Origin of the sequence: Microbacterium sp. (assembly GCF_043427715.1) — a bacterium.
Lineage (GTDB): Bacteria > Actinomycetota > Actinomycetes > Actinomycetales > Microbacteriaceae > Microbacterium.
The window spans coordinates 1-19,133 of record NZ_JBHWTD010000075.1; the positions used below are offsets into that span (position 1 = coordinate 1).

At 66.3% G+C, this 19,133-nt stretch carries 19 protein-coding genes; 10 read left to right on the top strand and 9 right to left on the bottom strand.

Annotated elements, in window-relative coordinates:
* The 4 genes from ACHFGS_RS08090 to trxA form a co-directional block, all read left to right on the top strand.
* Nucleotides 1-1,996: DUF6049 family protein (locus ACHFGS_RS08090; protein WP_394289342.1), on the top strand; the 1,996-nt coding region annotated here is incomplete at its 5' end.
* On the top strand, nt 1,980-3,599 hold the full coding sequence (gene murJ, locus ACHFGS_RS08095; RefSeq protein WP_394279255.1) for a murein biosynthesis integral membrane protein MurJ: 1,620 nt from the start codon (nt 1,980-1,982) through the stop codon (nt 3,597-3,599). The genes ACHFGS_RS08090 and murJ, both read left to right, overlap by 17 nt.
* Nucleotides 3,600-3,719: 120 nt before the next feature.
* Entirely contained in the window at nt 3,720-4,712 is a 993-nt protein-coding gene (trxB, locus tag ACHFGS_RS08100; RefSeq protein WP_394279254.1) for a thioredoxin-disulfide reductase, read from the top strand.
* Between the two features lie 75 nt (nt 4,713-4,787).
* Nucleotides 4,788-5,111: a thioredoxin gene (trxA, locus tag ACHFGS_RS08105; protein ID WP_394279253.1), complete on the top strand. Its 324-nt coding sequence runs from the start codon at nt 4,788-4,790 to the stop codon at nt 5,109-5,111.
* A 287-nt stretch (nt 5,112-5,398) separates the two neighbouring features.
* Here the strand turns inward: trxA and ACHFGS_RS08110 are convergent, their stop codons facing one another.
* The 9 genes from ACHFGS_RS08110 to rpmH form a co-directional block, all read right to left on the bottom strand.
* Entirely contained in the window at nt 5,399-5,734 is a 336-nt protein-coding gene (locus ACHFGS_RS08110) for a tryptophan synthase subunit alpha (RefSeq protein ID WP_394279252.1), read from the bottom strand.
* Nucleotides 5,735-5,791: 57 nt separating this feature from the next.
* On the bottom strand, nt 5,792-6,778 hold the full coding sequence (locus ACHFGS_RS08115; protein ID WP_394279251.1) for a ParB/RepB/Spo0J family partition protein: 987 nt from the start codon (nt 6,776-6,778) through the stop codon (nt 5,792-5,794).
* A complete protein-coding gene (locus tag ACHFGS_RS08120) occupies nt 6,778-7,707 on the bottom strand; it encodes a ParA family protein (RefSeq protein WP_394279250.1) in 930 nt (309 codons plus the stop codon). The genes ACHFGS_RS08115 and ACHFGS_RS08120 overlap by 1 nt, the downstream gene beginning before the upstream one ends.
* Nucleotides 7,708-8,202: 495 nt before the next feature.
* Nucleotides 8,203-8,853, bottom strand: coding sequence for a 16S rRNA (guanine(527)-N(7))-methyltransferase RsmG (gene rsmG / locus ACHFGS_RS08125; protein WP_394280204.1), 651 nt, complete (start codon nt 8,851-8,853; stop codon nt 8,203-8,205).
* Entirely contained in the window at nt 8,846-9,349 is a 504-nt protein-coding gene (locus tag ACHFGS_RS08130; protein ID WP_394280203.1) for a protein jag, read from the bottom strand. Before ACHFGS_RS08130 ends, rsmG begins: the two co-directional genes overlap by 8 nt.
* Complete coding sequence (gene yidC, locus ACHFGS_RS08135) at nt 9,336-10,463, bottom strand: membrane protein insertase YidC (RefSeq protein ID WP_394280206.1); 1,128 nt, start codon at nt 10,461-10,463, stop codon at nt 9,336-9,338. The genes ACHFGS_RS08130 and yidC overlap by 14 nt, the downstream gene beginning before the upstream one ends.
* Before the next feature lie 6 nt (nt 10,464-10,469).
* The gene (yidD, locus tag ACHFGS_RS08140; protein ID WP_394289343.1) at nt 10,470-10,826 is read right to left on the bottom strand and encodes a membrane protein insertion efficiency factor YidD; all 357 of its coding nucleotides are present in this window, start codon (nt 10,824-10,826) and stop codon (nt 10,470-10,472) included.
* Nucleotides 10,823-11,233, bottom strand: a complete 411-nt coding sequence (rnpA, locus tag ACHFGS_RS08145) for a ribonuclease P protein component (protein WP_394289344.1) — start codon at nt 11,231-11,233, stop codon at nt 10,823-10,825. Before rnpA ends, yidD begins: the two co-directional genes overlap by 4 nt.
* Nucleotides 11,172-11,309, bottom strand: a complete 138-nt coding sequence (gene rpmH / locus ACHFGS_RS08150; protein ID WP_036304730.1) for a 50S ribosomal protein L34 — start codon at nt 11,307-11,309, stop codon at nt 11,172-11,174. The genes rnpA and rpmH overlap by 62 nt, the downstream gene beginning before the upstream one ends.
* A gap of 302 nt (nt 11,310-11,611) precedes the next feature.
* Between rpmH and dnaA the strand changes: the two genes are divergently transcribed.
* The 6 genes from dnaA to ACHFGS_RS08180 form a co-directional block, all read left to right on the top strand.
* A complete protein-coding gene (dnaA, locus tag ACHFGS_RS08155; protein ID WP_394280201.1) occupies nt 11,612-13,027 on the top strand; it encodes a chromosomal replication initiator protein DnaA in 1,416 nt (471 codons plus the stop codon).
* 490 nt (nt 13,028-13,517) lie between these two features.
* Nucleotides 13,518-14,660, top strand: coding sequence for a DNA polymerase III subunit beta (gene dnaN / locus ACHFGS_RS08160; protein ID WP_394280200.1), 1,143 nt, complete (start codon nt 13,518-13,520; stop codon nt 14,658-14,660).
* Between the two features lie 49 nt (nt 14,661-14,709).
* Nucleotides 14,710-15,873 carry a DNA replication/repair protein RecF gene (gene recF, locus ACHFGS_RS08165; RefSeq protein ID WP_394280199.1) on the top strand — a complete coding sequence of 388 codons (1,164 nt, stop codon included), beginning with the start codon at nt 14,710-14,712 and terminating at the stop codon, nt 15,871-15,873.
* A complete protein-coding gene (locus ACHFGS_RS08170) occupies nt 15,866-16,351 on the top strand; it encodes a DUF721 domain-containing protein (RefSeq protein ID WP_394280198.1) in 486 nt (161 codons plus the stop codon). Before recF ends, ACHFGS_RS08170 begins: the two co-directional genes overlap by 8 nt.
* A gap of 123 nt (nt 16,352-16,474) precedes the next feature.
* Complete coding sequence (gene gyrB, locus ACHFGS_RS08175; RefSeq protein WP_394289345.1) at nt 16,475-18,517, top strand: DNA topoisomerase (ATP-hydrolyzing) subunit B; 2,043 nt, start codon at nt 16,475-16,477, stop codon at nt 18,515-18,517.
* 53 nt (nt 18,518-18,570) lie between these two features.
* The coding region (locus ACHFGS_RS08180) for a DNA gyrase subunit A (RefSeq protein ID WP_394289346.1) at nt 18,571-19,133 on the top strand (563 nt) is incomplete at its 3' end.

Sequence of the window (19,133 nt, forward strand, 5' to 3'; positions counted from 1 at the left end):
AGTCTCCGCGGCGGCCGTCGCCGCGACCCTCGGGCTGCTCGCACCGCTGCCCGCCGGCGCCGCGACGACCACCGACGACACCGGCGAGGTCGCGCTCACGATGGCACCCGGCAACCAGGGCATCGTGACCCCGGGCGAGCAGGTCGTGATCACCCTGAACGCCGCCAACGCCGGCGACGAGGATCTCGAGGCGGGCGAGGTGACCCTCGAACGAGGCGTCCGCCGGCTGAGCACGGAAGCCGCGCTCGACACGTGGCTCGACACGGGCGTCGCGCCAGGATCGTTCGTCGAGATCGCGGCATCCGACATCGATCCCGTCGCCTCACAGGCCGAGACCGCCCTCACCCTCGCCATCGAGGACACCGACACGGGAACCGACGACCTGGCCGCAGGGGTCTATCCGATCCGGGCGACCTACCGGTCCGGCGAGCAGGAGCACGTCGCGGAGTCCGTCCTGGTGTCTCCGCAAGCCGCCGGCACCGCCGGCGTCGGAGTCATCGTCCCGATCACCGCCGGCGCCCTCACCACAGGGCTCATCGGTGCGGGCACGCTGTCCGACTTGACCGGACCCGATGGGTCCCTCAGCGCGCAGCTCGACGCGGTGAGCGGCACCTCCGCGATCCTCGCGGTCGACCCCGCCATCGCCGCCTCCATCCGCGCGCTCGGATCCTCCGCCCCGGACGATGCCGTGGATTGGCTCGATCGCCTTCTCGCGCTCCCCAACGACCGCTTCGCGCTGCAGTTCGGCGATGCGGACCTCGCCACCCAGGTCGGTGCCGGCGTCACCACGCCCCTGCAGATGACCTCGTTCGCGCCGTACCTCGACCCGGCGGATTTCACCGTCGCGGCATCCGGTGAACAGAGCCCCACCCCCGCGCCGTCAGTCACCCTGCCGACGGTGGATGAGCTGCTCGACATCGGCGCGACCCATGACGACCTGTACTGGCCGGCGACGGGCACCGCGGGCGCCGAGGTTGCCGCCACCCTCGGTGGCGCCGCGACCGTCGTCGTGCCCGACTCGGTCGTCACCACCGAATCCGCCGTCGCGCGCGCGACGGCGGACGACGCTTCACTCCTCGTCTACGACGCCGAGATGTCCGCCGCCCTGCAGGAGGCGAGCGAGACGTCCGCGCCCGTCGACCGGTCGGCGCAGCTGGCCGCGCTCACGGCGCACGCGATGCTCTCGGCACACTCCGGCGCGCTGCTCGTGACGGTCGACCGCGTCGATGGTCGCTCCGCCGAGGCTCTCAGAGACGCGATCCTCGCTGTCGCAGGGCTTCCCTCGCGCTTCGCCGTGGATCTCGACGCGCTCCTCGCGACGGATCCGACCCCGGTGTCCCTGGAAAGCGTCCCCGCCGACCCCGAGCGTGTGGCCGCACTGACCGGATACCTCGACGCCGCGGCCGATCTCGAGCACATCGCCACCGTCCTCGACGACCCCGCCCTGCTGCTCTCGAACGAACGCGCCACGCAGCTGCAGCTGCTCGGAAACGCCTGGCTGAGCTCTCCCGAGGAATGGACGGATGCCGCGACCGCCCACCAGCGGCGTGTCGACGCCTGGTCCGACGGCGTCGCTCTCGTCCCGGGACAGGACATCTCCCTGTACGGCTCCAACGCGACGCTCCCCTTCACGGTGCGCAACGACCTGCCGTGGCCGGCGACGGTGACCCTGACGGTGGTGCCGAACGACGCGCGCCTGGTCGTGCAGGAGTCCACGACTGTCGTCATCGGCGCGGAGCAGACCTCGCGCGTGGAAGTCCCCGTCGAAGCCCTCATCGGCAGCGGCGTGTCCTCGATCGACCTGCAGCTGCGCACCCCGAACGGCCGCAACCTCGGTGACGGTCAGACGTACGCCGTCTCGGTCGAAGCGGAGTGGGAGACGCCGACGATGGTCGCCCTGAGCGTTCTGGTCACCGCGCTGCTCGTGCTCGGCATCGTCCGCACCGTCCGTCGTCACCGCCGGGGCGAGGTGAGGTCCGATGGCCGGTCTCGGTAAGGCGAGCGCGAACGTCGCCGCCGGGACCCTCGCCTCGCGGATCACCGGCCTCCTCCGCAACATCGTCCTCACGGCGGCGGTCGGACTCGTCGGCGCCGAGGCAGCGGATGCCTTCGGCGCGGCGAACCAGATGCCCAACACGATGTTCACCCTGATCTCCTCGGGCCTGCTCGCGGGTGTCATCGTTCCGCAGATCGTGAGGGCGGTGAAGAACCACGAGGACCGCGGCAGCGCATACGTGTCGAAGCTGCTGACCCTCGGTGTCGTCGTCCTCGCCGCGGCGACGGCGATCGCGATGATCGCAGCTCCCGTCCTGGTGGAGATCTACGTCGGGCAGTTCGACAACCCGCAGGCGAAGGCGCTGACCCTCGCACTCGCTTACTGGTGCCTGCCGCAGCTGCTGTTCTACGGGCTGTACGCCCTCGTCGGCGAGATCCTGAACGCGCGCCGCATCTTCGGTCCGTACGCCTGGTCGCCGATCGTGAACAACGTGGTGTCCATCCTCGGGTTCGGCGTCTTCATCGTGCTCTTCGGGACGTACGAGGATGCCACGGGGTGGACGCCCGTGATGATCGCCCTCATGGGTGGCACGGCGACACTCGGGATCGTCGTGCAGGCCGGCATCCTGTTCCTGTTCTGGCGGCGCGCCGGCCTCCATGTCCGCCCGGACTTCCGGTGGCGCGGTATCGGACTGCGCGATGTGGGCAGGCTGGCGGGCTGGACGTTCCTCATGGTGGTCGCCGGCCAGATCGCCGGCGCTGTCCAAGCGAACATCGTCAGTGCGGCATCGGGCCCCGCCGCCGCCAACGCCACCCTGCAGTACGCCTGGCTGCTGTTCATGCTGCCGTTCTCGGTGATCGTGATCTCGCTCGGCACCCCGTATTACACGAAGCTCAGCGAGCACGTCGCCGCCGGGCGAACGGATGCCGTGACCGCCGACCTCGGCTCACTCACCCGCACCGTGGGTCTGTTCATGGTCGGTATCCTCGCCGCGATGCTCGCGGCGATCATCCCGCTCTCTCGGATCTTCACGGGCGATACCGAAGAAGCCATACAGTTCGGGTTGGTCCTGGCCGCGTACCTGATCGCGCTCCTCCCGCTGTCGTTCCAGTTCGGCATCCAACGCACGTTCTACGCCCTCGGCGACACGCGCACCCCGTTCTTCTACACGCTCGTGCAGGCGGTCCTCGTCACCCTCAGCGCACTCGCTGCCGGCCTCCTGAACGACCTCGGCGTCCTTCCGCTGATGTGGCTCGCGGTCGCGGTCGCTCTCGGTCAGTCGGTCGCCAATGTGGTGCAGTTCGGTCTCGCGCTCACTCTCCTCCGACGCAAGATCGGTCCGCTCGGTCTGGGTGGCGCCGCCCGCAGCATCCTCCGGTTCGTCGCCGCCGGCATTCCCGCGGCCGCGGCCGGCATCGGCGTGTTCGTGGTCTTCGGCGGCACAGGCGGGTGGATGCTGGCCGACCGGTTCGTCGCCTTCTTCGCCGCCGCGTTCATCGGCGGAGTCAGCCTCCTGGTCTACGTCGCCTTCCTCGCCCTCTTCCGAGCTCCTGAGTTGCGCGCAGCGGGCGCGACGCTTCGCCGATTCCTCCCCGGCCGCTGACACCAACCTGAGTCCTCAAGAAGAGGTGTGCCATCGCCGAGCCGCGGGAATGCCCCGCGACTAGCATGGGTTGAACGTGCCGAGGCGGCTCTCACGTCTCAGCGAAGAAGGGAATTCCACGTGCGCAAGGTCATCATCATCGGCTCGGGCCCCGCGGGTTTCACCGCGGCGATCTACGCGGCGCGTGCGAACCTCTCCCCCCTGCTGATCGCGAGCTCCGTCGAGGTCGGCGGCGAGCTGATGAACACGACCGAGGTCGAGAACTTCCCCGGCTTCCCCGAGGGCATTATGGGCCCCGACCTGATGGCGAAGATGCAGGAGCAGGCCGAGAAGTTCGGCACCGAGGTCGTCTACGACGACGTCACAGCGGTCGACTTCTCGGGCGACATCAAGACCGTCACCCTGGGCAGTGGTGTCACCCACGAGGCTGAGGCCGTCGTCTACGCGACCGGCTCCGCGCCCCGCAAAATCGGCATCGAGGGCGAATCCCGCCTGTCCGGACGAGGCGTCTCCTACTGCGCGACCTGCGACGGGTTCTTCTTCCGTGAGCGCACCATCGCCGTCGTCGGCGGCGGTGACTCGGCCATGGAGGAGGCGACCTTCCTCACCAAGTTCGCGTCGAAGGTGTACGTCATCCACCGTCGTGATGAGCTCCGCGCCTCGAAGATCATGCAGGACCGGGCACTCGCCAACGAGAAGATCGAGTTCGTCTGGAACAGCGAAGTCATCGACATCCTCGGCGAAGACGCCGTGACCGGCGTCCGACTGCGCGACACCGTCGACGGAAGCGAGCGTGAACTGCAGCTCGAAGGCGTCTTCGTCGCCATCGGATACGACCCCCGCACGCACCTCGTCCACAACGTCCTCGAACTCACCGAACACGGCACGGTGTGGGTCGACGGCCGCACCTCGAGGACCTCGGTCCCCGGTGTCTTCGCGGCCGGTGATGTGATCGACCCGACCTACCGTCAGGCGGTCACGGCCGCCGGCAGCGGCACCGTTGCCGCTCTCGACCTCGAGCACTACCTCGCGGCCCGAGGTGACGCCGGCGCGCCGGCTGTCGACGCCGCGATCATCGACGACCTCCCTGACGCGGACGCGGACGCCGCCTGACGGCGGAACAATTCCGGCATCCGCCGCGTTTTCCCCCACGGACACCACGGTGTCGATTCCAAAGGAGACAGACATATGACCGCCAAGGCCACGAGTGAAAGCACCTGGCAGCAGGACGTCATCAACGCCGAAGGCCCCGTCCTGGTGGACTTCTGGGCCGCGTGGTGTGGTCCCTGCCGTCAGGTCGGACCGATCCTCGATGAGATCCAGACCGAGCACGCCGACAAGATCACGGTCCTCAAGCTCAACGTCGACGAGAACCCCCAGCTTGCGATGGAGTACCAGATCACGTCGATCCCGGCGATGAAGGTCTTCAACAAGGGCCAGGTTGAGAAGACGATCATCGGTGCGAAGCCGAAGTTCGCTCTCGAGCAGGATCTCGCGCCGTACATCGGCTGATCCGAACTTCCTCATGAAGGGCCTGGCGATCACAGATCGCCGGGCCTTTCGTGTTTCGGATGATGTTTCACGTGGAACATCGGTGGGCTGGTGATCCGACGACCTTCGCACGGCCTGATAGACCGGATTCCGCCCTCGAATCGGGTCATTCTCGTTCGTCAGGAACGATCCTCCGCATCAAACGGCAACTTATGGCCGCCACGAACACGTCGTTCGCTGCTCTCAGACGGTCTGAGAAAACGCTCCGATCGACGTGATCGGGCGCAAAATGTGGGATTCGGGGCTCGTCAGGACGCGCGGGCCGACAGATCCCAGACGCGATGGGGTTCGCTCCCCAGCAGACGCCAGACGGCGACGCTCAGATCGGGGAAGTCCAGAGCGATCTGCCGTAAGACCCGGTAGTTACGGGCCTCGGTCGGCTTCTTGCCACCATCGGCGGCGATGTTCTCGGCGCGGAGGGTCAAGACGACCAGCTCATCGACCGTCGGAAGATCCTCCATGAAGTCCCACGGATCCTCACCATCGCGCAGTCGTTCCTCAACGAGGACCGAGAGTTCGTCGGACGCCTCGGCGCGCAGCAGTTCGAGACTGGCGCGGCGAGGAGTGGGGGACGAATCGGTCACTCAACAAGGGTACGCGCGGTTCAGATGAGTGAGCGCGAGTTCACACGCTCCTGTGGATCAGTGTGATCCGTACTCTGTCTCACCGATCTCCGCGAGGATCCGGTTGAGGTCCTGGATCGTCGCGAAATCCACGATGATCTGCCCTTTTCGTGCAGAGAGGTTGATCTTGACCTTGGTGTTCAGCCGGTCCCCTAGGCGGTCGGCGACCTCATCGAGGTGAGCACGGCGCCCGCCTGCCTTCGGCAGCGGGAGCACCCGCTTGCTGATCGTCTTCGCGGCCGCCTCCGCGGCCCGCACCGACAGATCCTCGTTGACGATCTTGTCCGCCAAGCGCTGCATCGCGTCAGCGTCGTCGAGGGACAGAATCGCACGAGCGTGACCTGCGCTCAGGACCCCGGCTGCCACGCGCTGCTGCACCGGCATTGGGAGCTTCAGCAGACGAATCGTGTTGCTGATCTGCGGACGTGACCGACCGATGCGGGTCGCCAACTCCTCCTGCGTGATCCCGAAGTCGTCGAGGAGCTGCTGGTAGGCCGACGCCTCTTCGAGCGGGTTGAGCTGAGAGCGATGCAGGTTCTCCAACAGCGCGTCGCGTAGCAGGTGCTCGTCCTCGGTCTCACGGAGGATGGCAGGGATAGCCGTGAGCCCGGCTTCACGGGCTGCGCGGGTCCGCCGCTCACCCATGATCAGCTCGTACTCTCCGGTCTCGTTGCGGCGGACGACGACAGGCTGCAGCACGCCGAACTCACCCACGCTGTGCACGAGCTCTGCGAGGTCGTCGGCATCGAAGTTGGTGCGCGGCTGGCGTGGATTCGGAACGATGTCGTGCGGGTTGACCTCGATGAGCCGGGTCCCGGGAATCGAGACGAGCTCAGCGTCAACCGAATCGGGTGAGACGGAAGCCGCGGGAGTGTCAGCAGAATCCGCGTCGGCCGTTTTCGCCGGCGCACCAGGGAAGAAGACATCCACAGGACGTGATTCAGAGCTGTCCGCGGTGGGGATAAGGGCGCCGATACCTCGGCCGAGTCCAGTGCGCTTGGCCATCAGAGGGCCCCTTCGTTCGCTGTGTGTTGTTGTCCGCGGGTGACGATCTCCACGGCGGCTTCTCGATACGCGACAGCCCCGGCCGATTGTCCGTCATAGGCGATCACGGTCTGTCCGAAGCTCGGCGCTTCAGACACCCGCACCGATCGCGGGATGACAGTGGTGAGCACCTGCTTCGGGAAGTGCGTGCGCACCTCATCGGCGACCTGCTGAGCGAGACGTGTTCGGCCGTCATACATCGTCAGAAGAATGGTGGAGAGATGAAGTCGCGTGTTCAAATGCTTCTGGATCATCGACACGCTGCCCAACAGCTGGCTGAGCCCTTCGAGTGCGTAGTACTCGCACTGGATCGGGATGAGCACCTCTTCCGCCGCGGCGAATGCGTTGATGGTCAGGAGCCCCAGCGACGGGGGGCAGTCGATGAAGACGAAATCGACGTGGTTCTCGGCGAGGTACCCCTCGAGCGCGGTCCGCAGGCGGTGCTCGCGTGCCACTCGCGAGACGAGTTCGATCTCCGCGCCGGCGAGGTGGATGGTGCTGGGTGCACACAGCAGGTTCGGCGACTCCGGGCTCACCTGGATCACATCCGCGAGCGGCTCCTCTTCGATGAGGACGTCGTAGATGCTGGGCACATCAGCGCTGTGGGGCACTCCGAGGGCGGTCGAAGCGTTGCCCTGCGGGTCCAGGTCGATGACCAGCACCCGGGCTCCGACGGATGCCAACCCCGCCGCGAGATTCACGGTGGTCGTGGTCTTCCCCACGCCACCCTTCTGGTTGGAGATCGTGATGACACGGGTCTTCCCGTCGAACTCCAGCTGCACTTCGGCAAGAGCCTTCCGCCTTGACGTGAGATTGGCGAGTTCTCTGGCGATGGGGCTGTCGTCGATCGAGAAGGGTGCGGGAGAGGTCGCGTTCTCCGATTCCGGCACCTGAAGCTCCTGTCGTGTCGAGGACTCCCTCCACTGTAGTCGAGGCGATCGACGTTGCCGCCCTCACGCGTTTCACGTGAAACATCAGCCGATGCAGACGGCCGGCCGCGTTAGCCGAGAGAGAGAATGGATTCGATTCGGGGTGGTTGACGATCCGTTTCACGTGAAACCTCTGCTGACACAGGAGGCGCGGCCTGAACCGGCTCAACGAAGAAGTGCCGCCGATGAGGCGTGGTCGAAGATGCGTTTCACGTGAAACATCGTTCGCAGCGGAGGCGTGGCCTGAATTGAATCTGGCGGACAACCGAGCTGCCCTGGTTGACGAGCTGTTTCACGTGAAACATGCACCATCAGCGTGAGCCACTCGTCTCGACCGCGAACTGCTCCAAAGGCAAACCGCGCGAACTCGAAGCCACGCCACGCCACGCCACACCTCGCCACGCCACGCCACGCCACGATCTCCGAGAGCAGCGTTTCACGTGAAACGGTGTCGTCTCAGCGAACGCGGGCTCGCAGAACGCGCGTCGGCTCGGCGATGACCCCGACGCCGACGTCTTCCACACGGACGTCGGACAGCCGGAACCGTGCGATCTGCTTCTGTGCAGCGCCGATTTCGTTCTCGGCGTTCGCGCCCTTAAGGAGGATCAGCTCGCCGCCATCACGCACAAGCGGTGCGGTCAAGGGGATCAGGGTGCGGAACGCGCTCACAGCGCGCGCTGTCACGGCGTCGAGCACTGGACCCTCGGCCCAGTCTTCACCGCGAGCCCTGACCACCTCGACGTTGTCGAGATCCAGCGCGGCTACCTGCTCGTTGAGCCAGGTGACGCGGCGCTCCATCGGCTCGATCAGGACCCACCGGACATCGGGGCGGGCGACCGCCAGCACGAGTCCCGGTAGGCCGGCTCCGGACCCGATGTCACCGACACGGCTGCCGGCCGCGAACAGACCGCCGGCGATCGCACTGTTCAGGATGTGGCGATTCCAGAGCCTCGGGAGCTCGAGGGGACCGATGAGACCGCGTTCCTCACCCTGGTCCGCAAGGGCGGCGGTGAATTGCCGCGCGAGCTCGATGCGGTCACCGAAGACGGATGCCGCTGCATCCGGCTCCGGTTCCACACCGGATGTTTCACGTGAAACGTCAGCCACGACGGATGACGGTGTGCCGGTCCGCGCCCTCACCGTATGACTCGGAGATCAGACCGTGCTCGGCAACGATGTCGTGCACGAGCTTCCGCTCGTAGCTGGACATCGGAGGCAACGACGCCTGGGAGGCGCCCTCGTCGAGCCGGCTCACGGCGCGCTCCACCAGCTTCGCCAGCTGACTCTGCCGTGCATCGCGCGATCCACCGACATCCAGGATGAGGCGGGAGAATCGACCGGTCTTGGTCTGCACCGCGATGCGCGTCAGCTCCTGGAGCGCCTGCACGGTGTCCGGCTCCGACAGCAGCGACAGCGCCGTGGGATCGTCGTTCTCGACGGAGACGTAGGCACGGCCACCACGGACGTCGAGCGTCAGATCGCCATCGATGTCAGCGATGTCGAGGATGCCCTCGAGATAGTCCGCGGCGACATCGCCTTCTTCTTCGAGCTGCTCGACGGTCGCCGTGGGACGGCCCTCGAGAGCCTGGTCAGACTGCGTCATCGTTCTTTCCCTCCGCGTCAGGACGTGCGCCGCCCTGCTTGCCCTTCTGCGCGTCCTTCTTGGCGCGCTGCTTGCCCTTCGGCTGCTGGCGCTTCGGGGCCAGAGCCCGCGCACGCTCAGCTTCTTCGAACAGCCGCTGCTGCTCTGCCTGGTACTTCTCCATCGGGATAACGCGGCCCTTCGCGTCCAGCGCCTTGCCCCGCTTGGCCAGGCGCTCCGCGCGCGCCTTCTCGGCATCCGAGCCCGGCGTGGGCATGTTGCGGATGACGATGAACTGCTGCGCCATGGTCCAGAGGTTCGAGACGAACCAGTACATGACCACACCGAGGGGGAAGAGGACACCCGAGAAGATGAAGGCCAGCGGCAGGACGTACAGCATGATCTTCTGCATCTGGTACGCCTGGCCAGTCTTGGCCTCGGGCGACAGGTTCTTCGAGATGATCTGCAGCTGAGTGAAGAACTGCGACGCGATCATGAGGATCACGAGCACGACGAGGATCGCGACGGTCACGGTCTGGCCGGCACCGATCGCGTCGATCATGTTGACGTGCAGCGGCGCCACGTCGAAGAGCTGCGCGTCGTAGAACTGGCGGGTGAGCGTCGTGTCGAGGAGGCCGACACCGCCGACACCCCACTCGGCGTGCTTCTTGACGTCACTGAGGACGTAGAACATGCCCAGGAGGATCGGCATCTGCACGAGCAGTGGCATACAGCTCGACAGCGGCGTCGTGCCGTGCTTCTTGTACATCGCCATGGTCTCGCGACTCATGGCCTCACGCGAGAGCTGGTCGGTCTTGCCCCGGTAGCGCTCCTGGATCTTGCGCATCTCGGGCGCGATCTCGAGCATCTTTCGCTGGCTCTTGATCTGCTTCACGAACAGCGGAATGAGCGCCGAGCGCACCACGACAACGAGGCCGACGATCGACAAAACCCAGGTCAGACCGGTATCCGGCTGCATCCCGATGGACGTGAAGACCCAGTGCCAGAAGACGAGGATCGCCTCGACCACCCACTTGAAGGGCCACATGATCGTGCTGAAGAAGTCAGGGTCTCCCGGCGGGGCAGTCGTCGGGGTGGGAACAGCCGGGATGGGGGTCGCGGCGAAAAGATCCAGCAAGGATCAGTCCTTTCTGCGGGGCACGACAAATCCGTGCGGAGTCAATTGGTGCCGGAAGTGCTCGTGAGGGGTGACATCGTCGATGCCGCCGACCGTCCAGGGGTGACACCGGGCGAGCCGGGCCGCCATGAGAGCGGAGCCTTTCAGGACGCCGTGCTGCTGGACGGCTCCCAGAGCGTATGCCGAGCACGATGGGTAATACCTGCAGACGTCCCCATACATACGGGAGATCGTCGCGCGGTACACCTGAAGTGCTCCGACGGCGAGATTTCGGGGGAGCAGGGGAAGGGATGCCACGGACGCGGCGTCACCGAACGACGCCTCACCCCGGGTGTAGGAGGGCAGTGGGGCTGAGCTCACGAAGCGGCCCTCCGTTGCAGGCAGCGGAGCACCTCGGCGCGGAGGGCCGAGTACTCCGCGTTCGCTGAAGACGGGAGCGCACGGATCACCACGTCGGCGCCGTCACGGACACCCGGCAGTGCTTCCGCACAGATCGCTTTGAGCCGACGGCGCACGGTATTGCGCACGACAGCGCCCCCCACGTGCTTGCTCACGATGAAGCCGAAGCGTGGAGGGCGCTGTTCTGCCGTACTGACGACATGAGTGACGGTGCTCTGTCCGGCACAGCGGGCACCGCCGCGGACGACGGCTCGGTAGTCCGCCCCGCGGGTGATGCGATTCCCGCGCGTCAGCACCGTGTCAGTGTCAGGCCGAGAGCTCGGTGCGGCCCTTGCCGCGGCGAGCCGAAAGGATCGCGCGGCCGGCACGCGTACGCATGCGGGCGCGGAAGCCGTGCTTCTTGGCGCGACGGCGGTTGTTGGGCTGGAACGTGCGCTTGCTCATGAAGATCACTCCGGATCGGCGGGGTCACCCGAACGCTCTAGACCGGGGACACAGGTACATGGGGGACTGCCCGTGAGGGCATAAGTCAACCGACTAAGGATACGTCGACTTGTCCGAGATCCCAAACCGGGGTGGTCGACCGGTCATTATCCACCGGTGGGCAGAGCACCCTGGCGACGACACGCGGGGCGGTCCTACAGTTGATTTTGCGGTGCTCGTCGCCGATGACTAGCGTAATCGGGTCTGTTATCCACAGGCTGTACACAGTGCATTGCACACCTTCATCCACACCCTGGAGGGTCATGTCCGAGCACCACCTTCCGGATGTCCCCGTCTGGACCGCTGTGCTCGAGATGCTCGGCACCGACGAACGCGTCACACCCCAGATGCAGGGCTTCCTGAATCTGGCGGTCGCCCAGGGCGTGATGAGCGGAACGCTCTATCTCGATGTTCCCAACGACCTCACCGCAGCGCAGCTCAACAAGCGTCTCCGCGGCCCGATCATGGAGGCCCTCGCCCAGGTCGACGCCGAGCCCGCGGCATCCACTTTCCGCGTCGTCGTCAACCCCGAACTGGTCGACAGCCACCTCACCGCGCCCGTTCCGGTGCAGTCCGCTCTCTCGCCCACCCCGCCGCGGCCTGCAGCCGAGGAGTACGCCGAGCCGGTGACGACCTCGTCCCGCAGCGACACCCGTCTCAACCCGAAGTACACCTTCGACAACTTCGTCATCGGTCAGTCCAACCGTTTCGCGCACGCTGCAGCGGTTGCGGTGGCAGAGGCGCCGGCCAAGGCGTACAACCCGCTGTTCATCTACGGCGACTCGGGGCTGGGGAAGACCCATCTCCTGCACGCCATCGGCGATTATGCGATCAACCTCTACGCCGGCATCAAGGTGCGGTACGTGTCGAGCGAGGAGTTCACGAACGACTTCATCAACTCGATCGTGAACAACCGAGCCACCGCCTTCCAGGCCCGCTACCGGGATGTCGACATCCTCCTCATCGACGACATCCAGTTCCTGCAGGGTCGCGCCGAGACGCAGGAAGCCTTCTTCCACACGTTCAACCAGCTCCACGATCACGACAAGCAGGTCGTGATCACGAGTGACCTCCCGCCGCGACACCTCACCGGCTTTGAGGACCGCATGCGCAGCCGGTTCGAGTGGGGTCTCATCACCGACGTCCAGGCCCCCGATCTCGAGACCCGCATCGCGATCCTCCGCAAGAAGGCGCAGTCCGAGCGGCTGCAGGTGCCCGACGAGGTTCTGGAGTACATCGCGACGAAGGTGTCGAGCAACATCCGCGAGCTCGAGGGTGCGCTCATCCGCGTGTCGGCGTTCGCAAGCCTCAACCGCTCGAACCTCGACATCTCGCTCGCGCAGACCGTGCTCCGCGACATCGTCGACCAGGACGACGCGAACGTCATCTCGCCGACCGACATCATCTCGGCCACGGCGCAGTACTTCCGGCTCACCGTCGACGACCTCTACGGCTCGAGCCGTTCGCAGTCCGTCGCGACCGCGCGTCAGATCGCGATGTACCTCTGCCGCGAGCGGACGAGCCTGTCACTCCCCAAGATCGGACAGCTCTTCGGCAACCGCGACCACACCACGGTGATGTACGCGTACAAGAAGATCAGCGAGCTCATGAAGGAGCGCCGCTCGATCTACAACCAGGTCTCCGAGATCACCTCGCAACTGGGGCGCACGTCTCGCTGAGAGCTTCGCTCGGCTGGGTCATCCCTCGCCGTCACGGCGCCGATGTCTCGTCGTGTCCGCGGCGCGCGCTTGACAGCGATGCCGCCGACCCCTCATCATGCGGTTTCCCACAGTGTGGAAAGCCTGTGGATAACTGTGGGGCGAGAGCCATCAGATGTGAACGATCGGCGACAACCTGTGGATGAATCGGCGAACGGGGCGTCGACGCGGATCACACTGTTCACGCGGTTTCCGCAACTCACTCACAAGTTACAAAGATGTGGTTCCGGTTCCACGAAAGGGAACGGCCGAGTTATCCACAGTTTCCACAGCGGTTAACACCATGACAGAACTCTTCTCAGAGAAACCCCGTCCAATCACCTGAGGAGATCGAGCCGGCCGATGCGATGTGCTCCAGTACCCGCTCCACCGTGTTCGCCCAGGTTGCTCGGGACCGGTGATCCGTGGGCACTAGCATGGGAGGGCCCATCACGCCGTCAAGGGAGCATCTGTGAAGTTCCACGTCAACCGCGATGTCTTCAGCGAGGCCGTGTCCTTCGTCGTGAAGTTGCTCCCGCAGCGCAATCCGCAGCCGATCCTCGCGGGAGTGCTGATCGAGGCGACCGAGGCCGGTCTTTCGCTGTCGGCGTTCGACTACGAGGCATCCGCCCGCACGCTGATCGAGGCGACCGTTGACGAGCCGGGCACGATCCTCGTCCACGGCCGGCTCCTCTCCGAGATCGCGAGCCGCCTCCCGAACGCTCCGATCCAGATCCAGCAGGATGCCGACGGCGAGATCCTCCTCACGTGCGGTTCGGCGCGGTTCACCCTCGCCTCCATGCCGGTGGCCGAGTACCCCGCGATCCCCGAGGTCACCGGTGAGTCGGGCTTGGTACCGGGCGAGGACTTCTCGACCGCCATCGCGCAGGTCGCCTTCGCGGCATCCCGTGATGATGTGACCCCCGTGCTCACCGGTGTGCAGCTCGAGGTCACCGGCAACGAGCTCAGCCTCGTCGCCACCGACCGCTACCGCGTCGCTCTCCGCGAGATCCAGTTCGACAACGGCGCCGTCGCTCGCGAGGACGCGACCACGGCCCTCGTCCCCGCGCGCACGCTGACCGAGGTCGGCAAGACCTTCGCCCACTCCGGCGACATCCAGGTCTCGTTCTCGGGGTCGGGTGACCGGGAGATCATCGCGTTCACCTCGGGCAACAAGACCGTGACGTCGCTCCTGATCAAGGGGAACTTCCCGCCGGTCCGCCGGCTCTTCCCCGCGCAGACCGAGCACTACGCCGTCGTGAACACCGCTGAGCTCGCCGAGGCCGTCCGCCGCGTCTCGCTCGTGCTCGACCGGTCGGCGCCGCTGCGTTTCACGTTCTCGGCGGATGGCGTCTCGATGGATGCCTCCGGCACCGAGCAGGCCCGCGCGACGGAGTCGGTCGATGCGACGCTCGCCGGCGACGAGGTCACGCTCGGCTTGAACCCGCAGTACCTGCTCGAGGCGCTCGGTGCCGTCAAGAGCGAGTTCACGCGCATCACGTTCACCTCGAGCGAGAACGCGAACAAGCTCAGCCCCGTGCTCATCACCCCGCAGACGTCGGGGACCCCGGAGAGCTTCAAGTACCTGCTGCAGCCGAACCTGCTGCTGCGCTGACCCGTCTCGGCGCGAGGATCGCGTCACAGGCGCGGATGAGGGTGATCAGGTGATCGTGGAGCAGCTGAGTCTGGTGGACTTCCGCAATTACGCGGCCGCCGACCTGACGCTGTACCCCGGACCGAACGTCTTCGTGGGCCGGAACGGGCAGGGCAAGACCAACCTGGCTGAGGCGATCGGCTACTTCGCGACGCTCGGTTCCCACCGGGTCTCGCAGGATGCGCCGATGGTCCGGTACGGAGCGGATGCCGCGTTCGTCCGGGCCCGGCTCGGGTACGGTGAGCGGCGCATCCAGCTAGAAGCGCAGCTGAACCGCTCCGGATCGAACAAGGCACGCGTCAACGGGTCGCCCGTGCGCACGTCGGAGCTGCCCCGTTACGCACAGGTCGTGCTGTTCGCTCCGGAAGATCTCCAGATCGTGCGCGGGGACCCCTCTGCCCGTCGCCGTTTCGCCGATCAGCTCCTGATCCAGCGGATGCCGCGCCTCGCCGGCGTGCTCGGCGACTACGACCGCGTGCTCAAACAGCGCACTGCGCTGCTGAAGTCCGCACGGGCTCGCGGCCTTCGCGCAGAGCAGCTCACGACGCTGGACGTGTGGGATGAGAAGCTCGTTGCCCTCGGTACGGAGATCATCCTCGCCCGCATCCGGCTCGCCGACGATCTCACCCAGCCGGTCCGCGACGCGTACGAGGCGATCGCCGGAGCCGACCACGATCCGCAGCTGGAATGGGTGTCGAGTCTGGCCGGGGCGGATCCCGAAGAGGACGCCGCGGGCTCGGGCGGAGCGCGTTTCGGCGATGCAGAGGCAACGGCATCCGTCTTCACCGCGGCGTTGCACGCGAAGCGGGCTCAGGAGTTGGAGCGGGGCGTCACGCTCGTCGGTCCCCACCGCGACGACCTGTTGTTGCGGCTGCGCGGGCTGCCGGTGAAGGGCTACGCGTCGCACGGCGAGAGCTGGTCGGTCGCACTGTCGCTGCGGCTGGCCTCCGCGCAGGTCCTCCGCGATCAGCTGCGGCTGGGCGATCCCATCGTGATCCTCGACGACGTCTTCGCCGAGTTGGACGCCGACCGGCGTGCGCGCCTGGCGGGGGTCGTCGCCGATTTCGAGCAGGTCATCGTGACCGCGGCGGTGGAGACCGATGTCCCCGAGCCGCTGCGCGCGCGCACCGTCCGTGTGGAGGCGGGGACGATCGTGACGGATGCCGATGTCTGACGCCGATGTGCCCGAAACCATGGCCACGTATCTGCGACTGCGTGGTCTCGAGCCGTCCGCGGCGAAGAAGCGGCGGAAGAAGCGCCGCGAAACAGATGAGGACAATCTGCCGTTCGCGCCCGGTCGCGATCCGAAGGGACTCGGCGACCTGTTGACTGACCTCACCCGCCAGTCGGGGTGGAACCCGCAGTTGGCCCGCGAGGACCTGGTCCTGCAGTGGGCGGAGGTCGCCGGCGAGGAGACCGCGCGGCACGCGGAACCGGTCGCGCTGAGTGACGGCGTCCTCACCGTGCAGTGCGATTCCACAGCCTGGGCGAAGAACCTCCACCTCATGCGCGCGACCATGGTCACCGAGCTCATCCGGCGCTTCCCCGAAGCGGGCGTCGAGACGATCCGGTTCGTGGGACCGGACGTCCCCTCCTGGAAATGGGGCCCCAGAGCCGTTCCAGGCCGGGGCCCTCGCGATACCTACGGCTGAACCACGTCCCGCACCCCGCGACGATGTTTCCGTGCGCCACAGGGCCGTTCAGCGGCGTGTGGGGCTGGAAAACAGGTAGACTTGACCGAAGCCTGAACGATGGATGTGGAGCGCGCGAAACCGATGACGTCAGAAACCCCCGACACCGTTCCCGAGGGCGACGAGCCGCAACCCGCCGCCAAAGCCCCCGCAGAGTACGGGGCCGACGAGATCCAAGTGCTCGAAGGGCTTGAAGCCGTCCGCAAGCGCCCCGGTATGTACATCGGCTCGACCGGTGAACGCGGCCTCCACCACCTCGTCTATGAGATCGTCGACAACGCCGTCGATGAGGCCCTCGCGGGCTACTGCGACACGATCCACATCACGATCCTCGAAGACGGCGCGCTCCGCGTGGTCGACAACGGTCGTGGCATCCCGGTCGACCCGCACAGTTCCGACCCGACCAAGTCTACCGTCGAGGTCGTCCTCACGGTCCTCCACGCCGGCGGCAAGTTCGGCGGCGGCGGCTACGCCGTCTCGGGTGGCCTGCACGGCGTCGGTTCGTCGGTCGTGAACGCGCTCTCCACGCGTTTCGAGGTCGAGATCAAGCGTCAGGGCCACGTGTGGCGGCAGACGTTCGCAGGGGGCGGGGCTCCTCTCGCACCTCTTGAGAAGGGCGAGGCGAGTGACGAGACCGGCACGACGGTCACGTTCTGGCCGGACGACAGCATCTTCGAGACGATCGACTTCGACTACGACACCCTCCGCACCCGATTCCAGCAGACGGCGTTCCTGAACAAGGGCCTGCGCATCACGCTGACCGACGAGCGCGAGAAGGCGATGACCGTCGTCGACCTGCCCGAAGGCGGGTCGGAGACGCAGCAGCGTCACGACGACTTCCTCTACGAACGCGGCCTCGTCGACTACGTCGAGTACCTCAACAAGGTCCGCAAGGCCGAGGTCGTCAACGAGGAGATCATCGAGATCGAATCCGAGGACACCGTCCGGCACATCTCGCTCGAACTCGCCATGCAGTGGACGACGAGTTACACGGAGAACGTGTTCACCGTCGCGAACACCATCAACACGCACGAGGGTGGAACCCACGAAGAGGGCTTCCGAGCGGCGCTGACGGTGCACATCAACCGGTATGCGCGTGAGAAGGGTCTTCTCAAGGAGAAGGACGACAACCTCGCCGGCGAGGACATCCGCGAGGGTCTCACCGCGGTCATCTCGGTCAAGCTCTCCGAGCCGCAGTTCGAGGGCCAGACGAAGACCAAGCTCGGAAACACCGAGGCGAAGGCGTTCGTCCAGAAGGTCGTCGGAGACCAGCTCATCGACTGGCTCGACCGCAACCCCGGCCAGGCCAAGCGGATCATCACCAAGGCGATCGACGCTGCGACCGCACGTCTCGCCGCCCGGAAGGCCCGCGAGACGGCGCGTCGCAAGAGCGTGTTCGAATCGGCATCCATGCCCGAGAAGCTCAAGGACTGCACGAGCAAGGACCCGTCCATCAGCGAGATCTTCCTCGTCGAGGGTGACTCCGCCGGTGGCTCCGCGGTGTCCGGACGCGATCCCGAGCGTCAGGCGATCCTGTCGCTGCGCGGCAAGATCCTCAACGTCGAGAAGGCGCGGCTCGACCGCGCGCTCGGCAACGCCGAGATCCAGGCGATGATCCAGGCGTTCGGCACCGGCATCGGCGAGGACTTCTCCGTCGAGAAGGCGCGGTACCACAAGATCGTGCTGATGGCCGATGCCGACGTCGACGGTCAGCACATCACGACGCTGCTGCTGACACTGCTTTTCCGCTACATGCGCGGGCTCATCGAAGCCGGTTTCGTGTACCTCGCCCAGCCCCCGCTTTACCGTCTGAAGTGGTCGAACGCGCCGCACCAGTACGTGTACAGCGACCGAGAGCGCGACGCACTGCTCAAGGAGGGCCAGGCGGCAGGCCATCGCATCCCGAAGGACAACGGGGTGCAGCGCTACAAGGGTCTCGGCGAGATGAACGCCAAGGAGCTGTGGGAGACCACGATGAACCCCGAGACGCGCACGCTCCGCCAGGTGACCATCGACGACGCGGCCGCCGCCGACGAGATCTTCTCGGTGCTCATGGGTGAGGACGTGGAGGCGCGTCGCGGGTTCATCCAGCGCAACGCCAAGGACGTCCGATTCCTGGACATCTGACCGCCGGCATCCGATCAGCGCGCGACGCGACGAAGAACGAAGACTGAGAGAACATGGCTGACGAAGAGCGCCCCGACCCCACCGCGGGGTATGAGCACGGCAACATCGACCAGGTCGACCTCCAGGTCGAGATGCAGCGGAGCTACCTCGACTACGCGATGAGTGTCATCGTCGGTCGCGCGCTCCCGCGCGTCGAGGACGGCCTCAAGCCCGTGCACCGCCGCGTCCTGTACGGCATGTACGACGGCGGGTACCGTCCCGACAAGAGCTACTCGAAGTGCGCCCGCGTCGTCGGCGAGGTCATGGGTCAGTACCACCCGCACGGCGACAGCGCCATCTACGACGCCCTCGTCCGTCTCGTCCAGCCGTGGTCGCTGCGCTACCCGCTCGCCGACGGTCAGGGCAACTTCGGCTCTCCCGGCAACATGGGTGCCGCAGCCCCCCGGTACACCGAGACCAAAATGGCCCAGCTCGCCCTCGAGATGGTCCGCGACATCGACGAGGACACCGTCGACTTCGAGGACAACTACGACGGCCGCACGCAGGAGCCGGTGGTCCTCCCCTCCCGCTTCCCGAACCTCCTCGTCAACGGCTCGGTCGGCATCGCCGTCACATT

What these genes read in the sequence shown, in the direction of transcription:
- ACHFGS_RS08130 (WP_394280203.1), bottom strand. Translation starts at nt 9,349, where the DNA reads ATGACGCAGTCTGACCAGGCTCTCGAGGGCCGTCCCACGGCGACCGTC.
- dnaA (WP_394280201.1), top strand. Translation starts at nt 11,612, where the DNA reads ATGTCCGAGCACCACCTTCCGGATGTCCCCGTCTGGACCGCTGTGCTC.
- murJ (WP_394279255.1), top strand. Translation starts at nt 1,980, where the DNA reads ATGGCCGGTCTCGGTAAGGCGAGCGCGAACGTCGCCGCCGGGACCCTC.
- trxA (WP_394279253.1), top strand. Translation starts at nt 4,788, where the DNA reads ATGACCGCCAAGGCCACGAGTGAAAGCACCTGGCAGCAGGACGTCATC.
- ACHFGS_RS08170 (WP_394280198.1), top strand. Translation starts at nt 15,866, where the DNA reads ATGTCTGACGCCGATGTGCCCGAAACCATGGCCACGTATCTGCGACTG.
- rpmH (WP_036304730.1), bottom strand. Translation starts at nt 11,309, where the DNA reads ATGAGCAAGCGCACGTTCCAGCCCAACAACCGCCGTCGCGCCAAGAAG.
- ACHFGS_RS08115 (WP_394279251.1), bottom strand. Translation starts at nt 6,778, where the DNA reads ATGGCCAAGCGCACTGGACTCGGCCGAGGTATCGGCGCCCTTATCCCC.
- gyrB (WP_394289345.1), top strand. Translation starts at nt 16,475, where the DNA reads ATGACGTCAGAAACCCCCGACACCGTTCCCGAGGGCGACGAGCCGCAA.